Here is a 14,706-nt window from a genome sequence, read left to right as displayed (position 1 = left end):
GCCGTATGCCCGTACGCGGGGCCCGTTATGCCGGGGGTTGCGGCATACGTGGGGTGAGGACGCGGAATTGCCGGACGTACGCGGTGGTGGTGTGCCGGAGTGCGTGCGGGGGCGGGGCCCGGGGGTGCGCGCGGGAACGTGGTGGACGCGTCCGGCGTGAGGGCGGGGCCCTGAGCGGCTCCGTGACCCACAATGGGCGCGTGCTGGAGATGACGCGCGAGGAGTTCGAGGAACTGGTCGGCGAGGCGCTGGACCGGATCCCGCCGGAGCTGACCCGCCTGATGGACAACGTGGCCGTGTTCGTCGAGGACGAGCCCCCGGCGGACGACCCCGAGCTGCTCGGGCTCTACGAGGGGACGCCGCTGACCGAGCGCGGTGAGTGGTACGCGGGCGTGCTGCCGGACCGGATCACGATCTACCGGGGCCCGACGCTGCGGATGTGCGACACCAGGGAGGACGTGGTCGCCGAGACCGAGGTCACGGTGGTGCACGAGATCGCCCACCACTTCGGCATCGACGACGAGCGGTTGCACGCCCTCGGGTACGGGTGAGCACAGCCTCGGGGCGCGGGTCCGCTTCCGTAGGGGCGCGCTGGTCCGTGCCCCGGTACGGGCGTTCCGCCGCGCCTGAGTGGGGGCTGACGCACCGCGCCCCGGTACGGCGCATGCGCCGCGTGCCCGGTATCCGTGCCGCGGCCCGGGCGTGTCCTCCGGTGGGCGGCGGGAGTTGGGCAGGGCACCTGTCCCGCGTGTCCGCTCCGGATCCGGAGGTCCCGCCCGTGCCTCGTCCGCTCCCCGTCAGCCGCCCGCCCCGGTCCGCTGTGCCGTCCGCTCCGCCCCCGCCCTCCGTCTCCTCCGCCTCGTCGCCCGCTTCCCCCGACGGCTCGATCTCGCCCCGTACGGCGTCGCGTACGGCCCGCTCCCTGGCCCGTACGGCCGCCGTGGCCGCCGCTGCCTCGGCCTTCGCCGTGTCGCTGACCGGCTGTATGAGCGTCAGCGACGACGCGCCGAAGCCCAAGACGTCGGGCTCGTCCGCCGGGCATCACGGCAGCGACGCGCAGCCGGACGGCGGGGCGGCCGAAGTGTCCGGTGACGGGCCGCGCCGGATGGGCCGCTCCGCGGGCCCCATGGAGGACGGGGACCGTGCCACGCCTTCGGGCGGCACGAAGCCGTCGGCGGGCGAGGAGCGCACGCCCGGCGCCCCGGCGGGCAGCGGGACCCCGGGAGACGGCCGCCCGGGGTCGGAGAGCCCCACGGAGGACGTCCCGCCGCGCCCGGCGCCGCCGCGGCCCACCGGCTACCCGAAGCCCACCCCCACCCCGCCCCGTACGACCCCGGCACCGGACCCGACGCCCACCCCGAGCCAGGACCCGCCGCCGAGCAGCCCCGAGCAGACCGGCTCGCAGTCGGGCACCCCGGCCTCCGCGGAGCCCGGCACCGGCGGTGCCCAGTAGGCCGCCGCCGACCGCCTCCGGAAGGGCGCGCCGCCTGGCCCTCCGAGAGGCCGCGACCCCGCCCTCCGGCAGGCCGCCACCCGGCTTCGGCAGGGGCGATGATCAGCCTTCGAACGGCGAGAACCGGACGACCAGCGGTGTCGGGAGGGTCCTGCCGACACCGCATTTGCCTTCAGGGGGTCCGGGTGCGTATGGTGGTAGATCGTTTGATCCCATTTGCCCGGCGCCCACCGGATCCCCTTCACCGAAGAGGACGAAGCGCGCCGCGTGGCGCGTTCTCTCCTTACCGTGGCTGACCGCATAGAGGCGGTCTTTTGTGAAACAACACGGAGTTTGGGCGCGTGCCGAGACTCCGGAAGGTTTCGCATTTCGCATGTCCGTTTCCACTGACCAGTCCGCCCTGCCCGCGCACGACGAGCAGGTCCCCTTCGACGCCGAGCAGGCCGTCGGCCACGACGAGCAGGCCACGGCCCCCGAGGCCGTCGCCGAGGAGCCGCAGGCCCCCGAGGAGCCGCAGGCCCCCGAGGAGCCGCAGGTCACGTTCGCCGACCTCGGCCTGGACGAGAAGATCGTCCGCAAGCTGGCGCAGAACGGCGTCACCACCCCGTTCCCCATCCAGGCGGCGACCATCCCGGACGCCATCGCCGGGCGCGACATCCTCGGCCGCGGCCGCACCGGCTCCGGCAAGACGCTCTCCTTCGGCCTGCCGCTGCTGACCCGGCTGGCCGGCGGCCACACCGAGAAGAAGCGCCCCCGCGGTGTGATCCTCACCCCGACCCGCGAGCTCGCCATGCAGGTGAGCGACGCGCTCCAGCCGTACGGTGACGTCCTCGGCCTCAAGCTGAAGGTCGTCTGCGGCGGTACGTCCATGGGCAACCAGATCTACGCCCTGGAGCGCGGCGTCGACATCCTCGTCGCCACCCCGGGCCGGCTGCGCGACATCATCAACCGCGGCGCCTGCTCCCTGGACAAGGTCGAGGTCGCGGTCCTGGACGAGGCCGACCAGATGGCCGACCTGGGCTTCCTGCCCGAGGTCACCGAGCTGCTGGACCTGGTGCCGACCGGCGGCCAGCGGATGCTCTTCTCCGCGACGATGGAGAACGAGATCGGCACGCTGGTCAAGCGCTACCTGGACAACCCGGTCAGCCACGAGGTCGACGCGGCCCAGGGCGCGGTCACGACCATGTCCCACCACGTGCTGGTCGTGAAGCCGAAGGACAAGGCGCCGGTCACGGCCGCCATCGCCGCCCGTAAGGGCCGCACGATCATCTTCGTCCGTACGCAGCTGGGCGCCGACCGCGTCGCCGAGCAGCTGTGCGACTCGGGCGTGCGCGCCGACGCGCTGCACGGCGGCATGACGCAGGGTGCGCGTACGCGTACGCTCGCCGACTTCAAGGACGGTTACGTCAACGTCCTGGTCGCCACCGACGTCGCCGCGCGCGGTATCCACGTCGACGGCATCGACCTGGTCCTGAACGTGGACCCGGCCGGTGACCACAAGGACTACCTGCACCGTTCCGGCCGTACGGCCCGCGCGGGCCAGTCCGGCACGGTCGTCTCGCTGGCCCTGCCGCACCAGCGCCGGCAGATCTTCCGCCTGATGGAGGACGCGGGCGTGGACGCCTCGCGCCACATCGTGGGCGGCGCCGGCCAGTTCGACGAGGACGTGGCCCGGATCACCGGCGCCCGCTCGCTCACCGAGGTGCAGGCCGAGTCGGCCGCGAACTCCGCCAAGCAGGCCGAGCGCGAGGTCGCCGAGCTGACCCGCGAGCTGGAGCGGCTGCAGCGCCGCGCCGCCGAGCTGCGCGAGGACGCCGACCGGCTGACCGCCAAGGCCGCGCGCGAGCGGGGCGAGGACCCGGCCGCCGCGGTGCAGGCCAAGGCCGAGGCTGAGGCCGCCGAGGCGGAGAGCGCCGCGCAGGCCGACGTGTCGCTGCCGGCCCAGGCCGCACGCACGCCCGAGGCCGACGACACGGAGCGCCGCTCCACGTACCGCGACGAGCGGGGCAACTACGAGCGCCGTGACCGCCGGGACGACCGTGGTGGTCGTTCCTTCGAGCGTCGTGACGACCGCGGTGGCTTCAACCGTGACCGTCGTGACGACCGCGGTGGCCGGTCCTTCGACCGTAACGACCGCAACGACCGCGGTGACCGGGGCGACCGGGGCGGTTTCAACCGTGACCGCCGGGACGACCGTGGTGGTCGTTCCTTCGAGCGTCGTGACGACCGGGGCGGCTTCGGCCGTGACCGCCGCGACGACCGTGGCGGCCGGTCCTTCGACCGCAACGACCGCGGTGACCGGGGCGACCGCGGTGGCTTCAACCGTGACCGCCGGGACGACCGTGGTGGTCGTTCCTTCGAGCGTCGTGACGACCGGGGCGGCTTCGGCCGTGACCGCCGCGACGACCGCGGTGGCCGGTCCTTCGAGCGCCGTGACCACCGTGGCGGCGACCGCCCGTACAACCGTGACCGCCGCGACGACCGCTTCGGCCGCGACCGGGACAACGACCGTCGCCCGCACACCCGTCGCGACGACCACCGCGGCGGCAACGCCGGCGGCCGTTCCTTCGACCGGCGCGCCGACAAGCCGCGCTGGAAGCGCAACGGCTGACGAACAGGCAGGCTGAACCGGTGGGCCCGTCCTCTTGGAGGGGCCCACCGGCGCGCTCCCACCGGCCGTCGCGGGCCCGCATCGGGCCACTTCGACCCCGCCGAGCGCCAATGCCTTCCGACTGTGACTGAAGCGCGGGCTATGCTGCTCGGTGCGGGCCATTAGCTCAATTGGCAGAGCAGTGGACTTTTAATCCATTGGTTCAGGGTTCGAGCCCCTGATGGCCCACCGTCCGGCGTCCTCCACGGACGCCGCTCCGCCCCTCACGCCCCGGCCGGTCACCGGCCGGGGCCTTCTCATGGCCGGGCAGGCCGCGACGGTCGTGTCACAGCCCTGTGGCCGGCGTCGTCCGGGTTGCCCCTGAGCGGCGATGATGGTTCCGCAATCGGCCCGATGCCGGTCGCGAAGCCTTTTCAGCAGCGTGCCAGGGGGAAGCCGCGGTGAAGACCGAGCTGAAGCGGGATCAGGTCCCGCGGTACACCGGGGACCTGGGCCGGCTGGAGAAGGGACTTCTTTTCACCGACTTCCACGGGGACAGCGCTGACCCGGACGACGTCATCAGCGAAGGCCTCGACGGCGGTTACCGGGACCGTACCGAAGCACTGGTCGAGGTGTTCCGGGACCGGACCGTGGGCCCTTACGGGCGATTCCTGGCCTGCCTGGCGCTGACCAGGTGGGGTGACGCCGTCGGCTATGCGGCGGTAACCGATGCGGCGGCGGACCCCGAAGCGGTGGAGTGGCGCGGAGCGTCGTACGACCGGCTGCACACCCAGGACGACACCTTCGGTCTCCTGGCCGACGCGGTGGGGGACAGCGCCGACATGGTCGAGGAGCGCGGCACACAGGACGAGCGGGTCCGTGCCGCGAGGGCGCTGCTCGCCGTCGCCGACCGTGTCCAGTTCGGCCGGCGCATCAGTTCCCTGCTCCGCCGCGAGCTGGTCTCCCTGTGCCTGCCGGAGCTGCGGGACGCGGTGGACGGCGGCGTCCGGCGGGTGGCGGGGCAGCAGCGGCTCGGCTTCGACCTGGGACTGCAACTGGCCCTGATGATCGTTGCGGCTCGGGAGTACGGCGTGCGGTGGGCTTCCGACGCCGCCCGACGACTCGCGGAGGCCCGGCCCGGCGAACGCGCGCTGCGGGAGTTGCAGGAGCTCCGGGCACCGGGGGCGTGACCGGAAGCCGCGCCGTGTTCACCCCTCGGGCGCAAGGGGCGCACGAGAGGTGAATGCGGCGTGCGATTCTGCCGTGCGCTCCCGGTGGTCGATGGCCTTCCCTTCGCCGGGAACACTCCGGCGGCTGCCGGGAGTTGAAGAAGTGTCCGGAGAGACTCTTGTCGCTTCCGAGGGGCCGAGGGGGAGTGCATGACGCACGTACGGCTGACACTGCACGGAACACAGAACACCCAGGAGTTCCGGTCGCTCCACCGCTGGCTGAGGGACGGCGCGCCGGAGCTGCGGAGCGCCGGCGTCGCCGTGCGGGACGTGGGCGAGGATCCCGCGCCGGGTGAGATGGGCGGCGCGTTCGAGGTCATACAGCTGCTGGTCGAGCACGGCGCCGGCTGGGGCAGCCTCGCGGTGGCGCTCGCGGCCTGGTGGGAGGCGCACCGCCCGCGCTCTTCGGTCACCTTCGAGCGGGACGGCGTCAAGGTCACGCTCACGGGTGCCGAGCTGCGGGACGAGGAGGCCGTACGGCGCGCGCTGGCCCGGCTGGAGCAGGAGGACGCGGCATGAGCACGCCGACCTCGGGGGAGCCGGACGCGTCGGGGGCCGGGCAGCAGGCGGGTCCCGCGGCGCCCGCGGCAGGCCGGCCGCTCGACCCGGCGAAGTCCGCCTGCGTGCTCATCGGCGTCGGGTCGTACGAGCACCTGGAAGACCTCCCGGCCGTCCGCCACAACCTCGTCAAGCTGCGCGAGCTGCTGACCGACCCGGACGTGTGGGGCGTGCCGCACAAGCGGGTCCACGTCGTGTCCAACCCCGACTCGCAGGGCAGGATGACGGACCCGATCGTGCGCGCCGTCGACGAGGCCACCGACACCCTGCTCGTGTACTACGCGGGCCACGGCCTGCTCGACGCCCGTGACAACGACCTGTACCTCGCGACTCCCGCCTCCCGGCGCGGCCGCCGGGAGACCGCCCTGGGGTACCGGGTTCTGCGCGACCTCATGGAGGACGCCAAGGGCTCGGTACGCCGCCGGATCGTCGTGCTGGACTGCTGCTACAGCGGCCGCGCGGCGAACGGCGTGATGGCCGCCGACGGCACCACGGTCCCCGGCGAGGACCTGGTCGCCATCGAGGGCTCGTACGTCCTCACCTCGACCACGGAGAACCTCAAGGCGGAGGCGAAGGGCGACGCCGCGTACACCGCCTTCACCGGCGAGCTCATCCGCCTCCTGGAGCGCGGCGACCCGGCCCGCGCCGGCGAGCCGTACCTGACCCTCAACCAGCTCCACGGCACCCTCCGGCAGACCCTCGCCGCCAAGCACCTGCCCCGCCCGCAGCGGCTGGACAACGGCGGCGTGGGCGACCTGCCGTTCGTACGGAACAGACAGGCGGCGGAGGCGGCCCGGACGGCCGTCCCGGCCCGCCGCGGCCCCGGGCCGCTGGTCCTCGGCGCCGCCGGGCTCGCCCTGCTCCTCGTCGGCGCCGCGGCGGGGACGGCCGGGACGCTGCGGTGGGGGCCGGAGCGGCGGCCCGCGGCCGCGGCCGTCCCGTCGATTCCCGGCAGCTGCGGCAAGGACGGCCGGGCCACCCTGCTGGACGTCTCCGACCGGCTCAGCGAGCAGCCGTACAACGAATACCTCGGCAACGAGGTGGCCGGTCTCTCCGCACTGGCACTGACCGACGGCGGCCCGCACGGCGGAGGCAAGGGCGGCGCCTCCGGGGCGGCCGGGCCGCGGGTGCTGGCGCTGCGGGACGGGGAGCCCGCCCAGGTCTTCAGCATCGCGCTCGGCAGCCCCCAGAAGCTGCGCCCCGAGGTCACCGGCGTGCAGGGGCTCTACCGCTCCGACCGCGGCAAGTTCCCGGAGTTCGACGGCGAGGGGCTGGTCGTCGAGAAGGGCGGCCGGACGATACTGGCCAGCTCCGAGCTGGGTCCCGCGATCCGCCGCTTCAGCCTCGCCGACGGCAAGCAGAAGGGCGCCGACCTGCCGGTGCCCGACGCCTTCAAGCCGCCGCCCAAGGGCGCGGCGGACAACACCCGCAGCCTGGAGTCGCTCACGGTCACCCCGGACGGCAAGCACCTCTTCGCGGGCATGGAGGGCCCGCTGCTGGGCGACGACGACGTGCACGGCCGCCACCAGATCCGCATCGAGCGCTACGAGGGCGCCTCGGGCAAGGCGTACACCCCCGAGAGCCAGTACGCGTACCAGACCGAGGAGGGCCTGTTCCTGTCCGAGCTGGTCGCCGTGGACGAGACGCACCTGCTCGCCCTGGAGCGCGGCTACATCAGCGGCCTGGGCAACGGCATACGCGTCTACGAGGTCGACCTGACCTCGGCCGACGACGTCACCGGCCACACCTCCGTGACCAAGGACGACAACGACCTCATCGCGCCCAAGCAGCTGCTCTTCGACCTCTCCCGCTGTCCGTGGGGCGGCATCCGCACCGAGGAGCCGCAGCCCAACCCGGTCCTGCAGAACGTCGAGGGCATGGCGCTGGGCCCCGCCCTGTCCGGGCGGTACGCGGGCCATCGGGTGCTGTACATGATCGCGGACGACAACGCCCGCAGCGCCCAGGCGACCCGGCTGTACTCCGTCGCGGTACGGCTCAGGAACTGAGAGCCGTCGCGGTACGGCTCAGCAGCTGAAAAGCCGTCGCGGTACGGCTCAGAAGCTGAGGAGCCGCAGGTAGCCGGTGTGCTCGAAGGGAGCGCCCGTGGGACCCGGGGGTCGCCCGACCGGCCCCCGCCGGGTCGCCGTACCGTTCCAGGGCGGTCACCCTGGGACGGCGGTGGTGACGGGAGCGTGACGGGGCACGGGAAGCGGCGCGGGAAAGAGGCCGGTGCGGATGGGGCGAGGCGGAACGGGCATGCCGGGAGAGCGGGAGCGGCAGGCCCGTCGGGACGGGCTGCCGCGGTTCGGCCGCCGGCTGGTGTGCTGGCTGCCCGCGATCCTCCTGGTCGGCGGCCTGGCCTTCGACCTGCTGACGCCGCCGCGGTACACCGCGGCGCCCTTCTTCTCGGCCGCTCCGCTGGTGGCGGCGCCGCTGTACTCCCTGCGGTACACCGCCCTGACCGCCGTCCTCTCCGTCCTGGCGGAGCTCGGCGCGGTCCTCTCCCACGGCCGGATGGGCGGCTACGAGTCGTACACCGAAGCGGTGACCGTCCTGGTCGTGGCCGTCCTCGCGCTCGGCATCAACCGCGTCGTACGGCTCAGCGACGCCCGGCTCGCCTCCGTGCGGGACGTGGCGGAGGCCGCCCAGCGGGCCGTGCTGCCGCTGCCGCCGGACCGCATCAGCGGGCTGGACGTGGCCGCACGGTACGAGGCGGCGCAGGCGGACGCGCGCATCGGCGGTGATCTGTACGCCGTGCAGGACACTCCGCACGGCGTACGGCTGATCGTCGGCGACGTACGCGGCAAGGGCCTGGAGGCGGTGGAGGCCGCCGTGATCGTCATCGGCGCTTTCCGGGAGGCAGCGGAGCAGGAGGCCACCCTGGAGGCGGTGGCCGGGCGGCTGGAACGGGCGCTGCAGCGCGAGGGCAGCAGGCGCGAGGGCCTGGACCAGTTCGAGGGGTTCACCACGGCCGTGCTCGCCGAGGTGCCGTCCGAGGAGCGCGGGGTGCTGCGGGTGCTGAACCGCGGCCATCCGGCGCCGCTGCTGCTGTGCGCGGACGGCACGCTGAGCGAGCTGGCGCCGCGGGTACCGGCGCTGCCGCTCGGGCTGAGCGAGGTCGCGGGCTGGCCGGACCGGGCGGACGAGGCGCGGTTCCCGCCGGGCGCGATGCTGCTGCTGTTCACCGACGGGGTGACCGAGGCGCGGGACGGCGCGGGCGCGTTCTACGAGCCGGCGGTTCGGCTGTCCGGCCGGGTGTTCACCGGCCCCGGTACGCTGCTGGACACCCTCGTGGCCGACGTCGCGCAGCACACGGGAGGCGAGACGGCGGACGACATGGCCCTGCTGGCGCTGCGGAGGCCGGAGGGCTAGGGCCGTCCGGACGCCACGGGGCCCTCGGGCTCCTCGGGCCCCGTGGGCCCCTTGGGCCCCTCGGGCTAGGCCGGCGTCTCCTGCGGGCTCGAAGCTGTCTCAGGCCTGCCGCGGCTCCGTGAGCCACTGGATGCTCTGCCCGTGCTGCCCCGTGAGCGCGACCGGCCGGCCGTCGACGGCGAGGGTGAGCTGGTGCGCGTCGGCGGGCCGCGGGCCGGGCAGCCACGGCAGCACATTGTGGTGCTCGTGGGAGACCCAGTGCCCGGGCCGGTCCACCAGCAGCGACCGTACGACCCGGGCGAACTCCTCGCGGCGCTCCAGAGGCAGGCAGGTCAGCACCGCCGTGTGGAAGACCACCAGCGTCGCCTCGCGCGGCGCCTGCGCGGCCAGCGCGGGCAGCTCGTCCAGGAGGTCGCCGCGTACGAGCGGAACCGGCGGCGCCTTCCGTACGGCCTCCACGGCGGCCAGCTGACGGCCGGCCCGGTCGACGGGGGCGCCGGCGCCGGTGCCGGGTGCGGCACCCGGCCAGACGAGGGCCTGGAGCCAGCGGACGTCGTCCGGGTCGGACAGGTCGAGGGGGGCGAGGTCGATCCCGGCCCGCCAGACGATCCGCGGCAGCGCGTCCGGCACCGGCGTGCCCGGGGACGTACGGCACGGGAAGACCACCGGGCTGTCCGGATCCCCGAACTCGGGCCCGTCGTCGTACCGGTAGCGGTACCGGTCCGGATGCAGGCACAGCCCGGCCGACGCGCCGACCTCCAGCAGCGCGAGCGGCTGGGGGAGACGGGCGAGGAGGGGGAGGAGCGCGGCGCAGCGCGCGGGCTCGTCGGTCCGGGTGAGCCGCCGCACGAGGACGTCGCGTACGTCGTCCCAGTGCCGGATCGTCCACTCGCGCCAGGTGCGGTACGCGAAGTCGCCGCGCGGGCCCTGCGCGGCGTGCGGGCCGTCGAGGTATCGGACGGCGGCGAGCAGGAGAGGGGGCTGCTGCTCGTCGCCGGGCGGCAGCGAGGCACCCAGGAAGTCGCAGAACTCCGGGTCCTGGCTGATGCGGGCGGTCAGTTCCTCATGGGCTTCGGACTCGCCCCGCGCCTGCTGCCACGAGAAGTCCGCGTACCGATCCGCCACTGCCTGCGCGCTGTTGACGACCATGCGCAGACGCTACTGCTCTCACGGTCCGTAATCGCTGCGCACCCCTCCGCATAACAACTGGCAAACGATCAGTCCGGTTGAGGTTTTCGATACTCGATCAACTCGCCCCTATTTAGCCGGTACTGCGCACATAAGTCCTGGCCAGGACGCATACGGATTCCGGGGAACGCTTGGAATCCGGCCGTCCCGTCTATTACTGTCCGATAACGCAGCGCGGTCGTACCAGCCGTCGCAAGAGGCGGCACCGCGCGCCGACGCCGAATCCCAACAGCGCACTTCACCACGCACCACCCGCCAAGGGAACCGGGGAACCACCACCTTGGGGTGAATCGGGCGACTCCCCCGGAGCCGCCCGTAGGAGACCTTCCTGCTCCGAACCCGTCAGCTAACCCGGTAGGCGAGAAGGAAGGAAAGGAGTGCGCCCCCGTGGCGTCCAACAAGCCTGCCCCCGACCCGAACCGACGGCCCTCGCCCTCGTACGAGCCCTTCACGACACACGAACCGCTCGCGACGCAGGGGCAGTTCCCGGCACGGGAACCGTTCGCCGCGCACGAGGGTGCGGTGTACGACCCGTACGCGCACCCGGGCCACGAGGTTCCCGGCACCCACACCGATCCGGTGCTCACCGAGACCGCGGCCTTCCCCGTCGTGGACGGTGCCGGGACCGGTGGCCGCAGCGTCTCCCGTGACCACAGCGCCTTCCGCGACGGCGGGGCCTCGTACGACGGTGGGGTCTCGTACGACGGTGGGGCCTCGTACGACGGCGGCGTCTCCCACGACGGGTCGTGGGAGGAGTGGAACCCCACGGAGGAGTCCGTACGCCCGGTACGCGGCCGGCACCGCGTCGCCAAGCAGCGCGGCGGCGGCCTCGCCCGCAGCAGTACGGTCCTGGGCGTCGGCGTCATGGCGGCGGTCGGCGCGGGCGGCATCGCCACCGCGCAGGGCAAGCCGCAGGTCTCCATATCCATGCCCGACCTGGGCGGCATGGCCGAGCACGTATCCGAGAAACTCCCCGACGCCAAGTCCCTGCCGGGCATCGGCGAACTGGTCTCGCGCGACTCCGCCGAGACGGCGGACGCGCAGGGCGGCCCGTTCACCCAGGCGGCCGCCGGGGGCGAGCAGCCCCAGGGCGGCGACGCACTCCGCGCCCGCATCCTGGAACAGGCCGAGCAGGCGCAGAACTCCGCCGACCAGGAGGCCCGCGAGGCCGCCGAACAGGCCGCCGTCGAGCAGGCCGAGGCGGCCGCCGCCGAACGTCAGCAGCAGGCCGAGGCGGCGAAGAAGAAGGCCGAGGCGGAAGCCAAGGCCAAGGCCGAGGAGGCGGAGCGCAAGAAGGCCGAGGCGGCCCGTGCCGCCAAGCTCGCCGAACTGGCCAAGAGTTACACCCTTCCGGTCTCCTCCTTCACGATCAGTGCCACTTTCGGGCAGGCCGGGGACCGCTGGGCCGCCGACCACACCGGCCTGGACTTCGCCGCGCCGACCGGCACCCCGGCCAAGGCGGTGCACAGCGGCACGATCACGCAGGCCGGCTGGGCGGGTTCGTACGGTTACCGCATCATCGTCACCCTCGACGACGGCACGGAGCTCTGGTACTGCCACCTCTCCTCGATGGTGAAGACCTCGGGCAAGGTGAACACCGGCGACGTCATAGGCCGGGTCGGCGCCACGGGCAACGTGACGGGCCCCCACCTCCACCTGGAGGTCCGGCCGGGCGCCGACTCCCCGGTCGACCCACTGCCCTGGCTCCGCGACCACGGCCTGACGGTCTGATCCGATCCGGTTCATGCGATCCGGTCGTCCGTTTCGGTCGTCCGTTCCGGTCATCCGTTCCGGTTCATGCGATCCGGTCGTCCGTTTCGGTCGTCCGTTCCGGTCATCCGTTCCGGTTCATGCGATCCGGTCGTCCGTTTCGGTCGTCCGTTCCGGTCATCCGTTCCGGTTCATGCGATCCGGTCGTCCGTTTCAGTCGTCCGTTCCGGTCATCCGTTCCGGTCGTCCGACCCGGAAGGCCTCAGTTACGGACATTCCTCCGTCCCCAGGCTTCCGACCGCCCGTCCGGGGCACTTGTCTGCCGTAGCCGCCGCCTCGTGCGTCCCGCCCTGCAGGGCGCACACAGCAGGAGGGGAGAGGCGGTGGCCGACGGCCGGGCCTCCGCGTGCATGCAGGCCGTCACCGGCTTCGTACGCGGGCCCGCAAGCTCCGGCGGCCCCGATGCCCCACACATCGGGGCCGCCGGTCCGCGCGTACCCCGGCAGGAACGCACGTATCAGGACAGCGCAGTACGCCTCGTGCGCCCTGCCCGGATCGGCACCCGTCGGTCAGCGGAATCCGTCCCCCTCGCGCAGAATGTCCACCAGCACCACCGCACCCCTGGCCCGGACCGCGAGACCTGATGCCCCGCCGGGCCGGCCGGCCGACGGACAAGGACGACCGCCGTGGACTTCACCCTCGAACTCATCACCGTCCCCGTCACCGACCTGGACCGCGCGAAGAGCTTCTACGAGGAGCGGTGCGGTTTCACGGTGGATGTCGACGCGCAGGTCAGCGAGGGAGCACGGGTCATCCAGCTGACCCCGCCCGGCTCCCGCTGCTCGATCGGCCTCGTCCAAGGGATGCCCGAAGCGCCCGGTCAGGCAGGTATGGCACCGGGCTCGCTCCAGGGCCTCCAGCTGTGCGTGGTGGACATCGAGGCGGCCCGCGCGGAACTGGTCCGCCGGGGCGTCGACGTCGGCCCCGTCCAGCACCTCGGCGCCGACGGCTGGACCGAGGGCCGCGGCGAGACCTGGAACGCGTTCATGTTCTTCAAGGACCCCGACGGGAACGGCTGGACGGTCCAGGAGGCCCCGGCGCCGCTGACCGAGCGTTAGCCCGCCCGGGTGGGCGACGGCCTCACCCGGGCGGCCAACGGAATAACCCCCCGGCCCACCTCGCTGAACGACAACATGTCCACTCCCACTTCAGCTTCCGTACCCGGCCCGGTCCCCTCCTCCAAGCCCCTCGGCTCGCTCTCCGTCTCTCCGCTCTCCCTCGGGGGCAACGTCTTCGGCTGGACCGCCGACGAGGCGACGTCCTTCGAGGTGCTGGACGCGTTCACCGCGGGCGGCGGCAACTTCATCGACACGGCGGACGGGTACTCCTTCTTCGCCCCAGGCAACAAGGGCGGCGAATCCGAGACGATCATCGGCGACTGGCACACCGCCCGCGGCAACCGCTCCGACCTCGTCATCGCCACCAAGGTCGGCTCCCTCCCCGAGCGCAAGGGCCTGTCCGCCGCCAACATCAAGGCGGCCGTCGACGACTCCCTGACCCGCCTCCGCACCGACTACATCGACCTCTACTACACCCACTTCGACGACGAGACGGTCGAGGTCTCGGAGATCATCACCGCCCTCGACGACCTGGTGAAGGCCGGCAAGGTCCGTGAGATCGGCGCGTCCAACATCTCCCCGGAGCGCCTGGCGGCGTCCCTCGACTTCTCCGATCGCGAAGGACTGGCCAAGTACGTCGCGATCCAGCCGCACTACAACCTCGTCTCCCGCGACACGTACGAGGGCCCGCTGCGCGACGTCGCCGCCCGCCACGGCCTGGGCGCCATGCCGTACTACGGCCTCGCCTCCGGCTTCCTGACCGGCAAGTACCGCCCGGGCAGCGACGTCGACAGCGTCCGCTCCAGCAAGGCCGCCGAGCACCTGCACACCGAACGCGGCCGCCGCGTCCTGGCCGCCCTCGACGAGGTCGCCGAGCGCCACGAGGCCGAGCAGGCCACCGTCGCCCTCGCCTGGCTCGCCGCCCAGCCCACGGTCACGGCCCCCATCGCCAGCGCCCGCACGGTCGCCCAGCTCCCGGCCCTCATGGCCCTCGGCACCCTGCCCCTCACCGCCGAGGACCTGAAACTCCTGACGGACGCCTCGGCGTGACACCGGGCCCTCCGACGCACTGAGGGGCGACGTACGTTCCCACGTACGCCGCCCCTCAGCAGTTGCAGCACATGCAGCACATGCAGCAATGCAGCACATGACCGCTCAGGTACTTCTCCTGTCACTTCCGGTCGACGACCACCCACGAAACCGCCGCCACGGCCCCGGCCACCGCGAACACCGAAGGCCAGGCCCCCATCTTCTTCGCCAGCGGATGCGACCCGGCGAACGCCGCGACGTACAGCCCGGTGAGAGCGGCAGCCGTACCGTTCCCACCCTTCCGCCGCCACTCCCGCGCCGCCACGGCCCCGGCCGCCGCCAACGCAACCCCACCCAACGGCCGCTTCTCGGTCCACCGAGCCACGCCATAACCCCCTACGAGCCCACCCGCAGCCACTACACCCACCGGCACCCCAGCCATCACCAAAACCTCCACAT

At 73.0% G+C, this 14,706-nt stretch carries 12 protein-coding genes, 1 tRNA gene and 1 riboswitch; of the genes, 11 read left to right on the top strand and 2 right to left on the bottom strand.

The window, feature by feature from the left end:
- Nucleotides 1-200: 200 nt before the first annotated feature.
- The 8 genes from AAC944_RS18060 (at nt 201) to AAC944_RS18025 (ending at nt 9,202) form a co-directional block, all read left to right on the top strand.
- Nucleotides 201-551, top strand: coding sequence for a metallopeptidase family protein (locus AAC944_RS18060; protein WP_030623447.1), 351 nt, complete (start codon nt 201-203; stop codon nt 549-551).
- 227 nt (nt 552-778) lie between these two features.
- Nucleotides 779-1,453: a hypothetical protein gene (locus AAC944_RS18055; RefSeq protein ID WP_196943336.1), complete on the top strand. Its 675-nt coding sequence runs from the start codon at nt 779-781 to the stop codon at nt 1,451-1,453.
- A 373-nt stretch (nt 1,454-1,826) separates the two neighbouring features.
- On the top strand, nt 1,827-4,064 hold the full coding sequence (locus AAC944_RS18050) for a DEAD/DEAH box helicase (protein WP_030623441.1): 2,238 nt from the start codon (nt 1,827-1,829) through the stop codon (nt 4,062-4,064).
- 155 nt (nt 4,065-4,219) lie between these two features.
- Nucleotides 4,220-4,292 (top strand) — tRNA-Lys (locus AAC944_RS18045).
- Nucleotides 4,293-4,504: 212 nt separating this feature from the next.
- A complete protein-coding gene (locus tag AAC944_RS18040; protein WP_051872373.1) occupies nt 4,505-5,233 on the top strand; it encodes a hypothetical protein in 729 nt (242 codons plus the stop codon).
- A gap of 189 nt (nt 5,234-5,422) precedes the next feature.
- Nucleotides 5,423-5,791: an effector-associated constant component EACC1 gene (locus AAC944_RS18035; RefSeq protein ID WP_051872372.1), complete on the top strand. Its 369-nt coding sequence runs from the start codon at nt 5,423-5,425 to the stop codon at nt 5,789-5,791.
- Nucleotides 5,788-7,836, top strand: a complete 2,049-nt coding sequence (locus tag AAC944_RS18030) for a caspase, EACC1-associated type (protein ID WP_030623433.1) — start codon at nt 5,788-5,790, stop codon at nt 7,834-7,836. The genes AAC944_RS18035 and AAC944_RS18030 overlap by 4 nt, the downstream gene beginning before the upstream one ends.
- Before the next feature lie 250 nt (nt 7,837-8,086).
- Nucleotides 8,087-9,202: a PP2C family protein-serine/threonine phosphatase gene (locus tag AAC944_RS18025; protein ID WP_051872371.1), complete on the top strand. Its 1,116-nt coding sequence runs from the start codon at nt 8,087-8,089 to the stop codon at nt 9,200-9,202.
- A 99-nt stretch (nt 9,203-9,301) separates the two neighbouring features.
- Here AAC944_RS18025 and AAC944_RS18020 read toward each other — a convergent pair whose 3' ends face one another.
- Nucleotides 9,302-10,351: a DUF2332 family protein gene (locus AAC944_RS18020; RefSeq protein WP_030623428.1), complete on the bottom strand. Its 1,050-nt coding sequence runs from the start codon at nt 10,349-10,351 to the stop codon at nt 9,302-9,304.
- Nucleotides 10,352-10,624: 273 nt separating this feature from the next.
- Nucleotides 10,625-10,766: riboswitch (cyclic di-AMP (ydaO/yuaA leader) on the top strand.
- 11 nt (nt 10,767-10,777) lie between these two features.
- Here AAC944_RS18020 and AAC944_RS18015 point away from each other — a divergent pair.
- The 3 genes from AAC944_RS18015 to AAC944_RS18005 all read left to right on the top strand — a co-directional run bounded on the left by AAC944_RS18015 (nt 10,778) and on the right by AAC944_RS18005 (nt 14,268).
- The gene (locus tag AAC944_RS18015; protein ID WP_368397226.1) at nt 10,778-12,121 is read left to right on the top strand and encodes a M23 family metallopeptidase; all 1,344 of its coding nucleotides are present in this window, start codon (nt 10,778-10,780) and stop codon (nt 12,119-12,121) included.
- Between the two features lie 665 nt (nt 12,122-12,786).
- Nucleotides 12,787-13,218: a VOC family protein gene (locus AAC944_RS18010; RefSeq protein WP_030623419.1), complete on the top strand. Its 432-nt coding sequence runs from the start codon at nt 12,787-12,789 to the stop codon at nt 13,216-13,218.
- Nucleotides 13,219-13,293: 75 nt separating this feature from the next.
- The gene (locus AAC944_RS18005; RefSeq protein ID WP_030623416.1) at nt 13,294-14,268 is read left to right on the top strand and encodes an aldo/keto reductase; all 975 of its coding nucleotides are present in this window, start codon (nt 13,294-13,296) and stop codon (nt 14,266-14,268) included.
- 121 nt (nt 14,269-14,389) lie between these two features.
- On the opposite strand, the gene AAC944_RS18000 is transcribed toward AAC944_RS18005, so the two are convergent.
- A complete protein-coding gene (locus tag AAC944_RS18000) occupies nt 14,390-14,689 on the bottom strand; it encodes a hypothetical protein (protein WP_030623414.1) in 300 nt (99 codons plus the stop codon).
- Nucleotides 14,690-14,706: the final 17 nt, after the last annotated feature.

Source organism: Streptomyces sclerotialus, assembly GCF_040907265.1.
Lineage (GTDB): Bacteria > Actinomycetota > Actinomycetes > Streptomycetales > Streptomycetaceae > Streptomyces > Streptomyces sclerotialus.
This window is presented reverse-complemented; position numbering and strand designations above follow the sequence as displayed.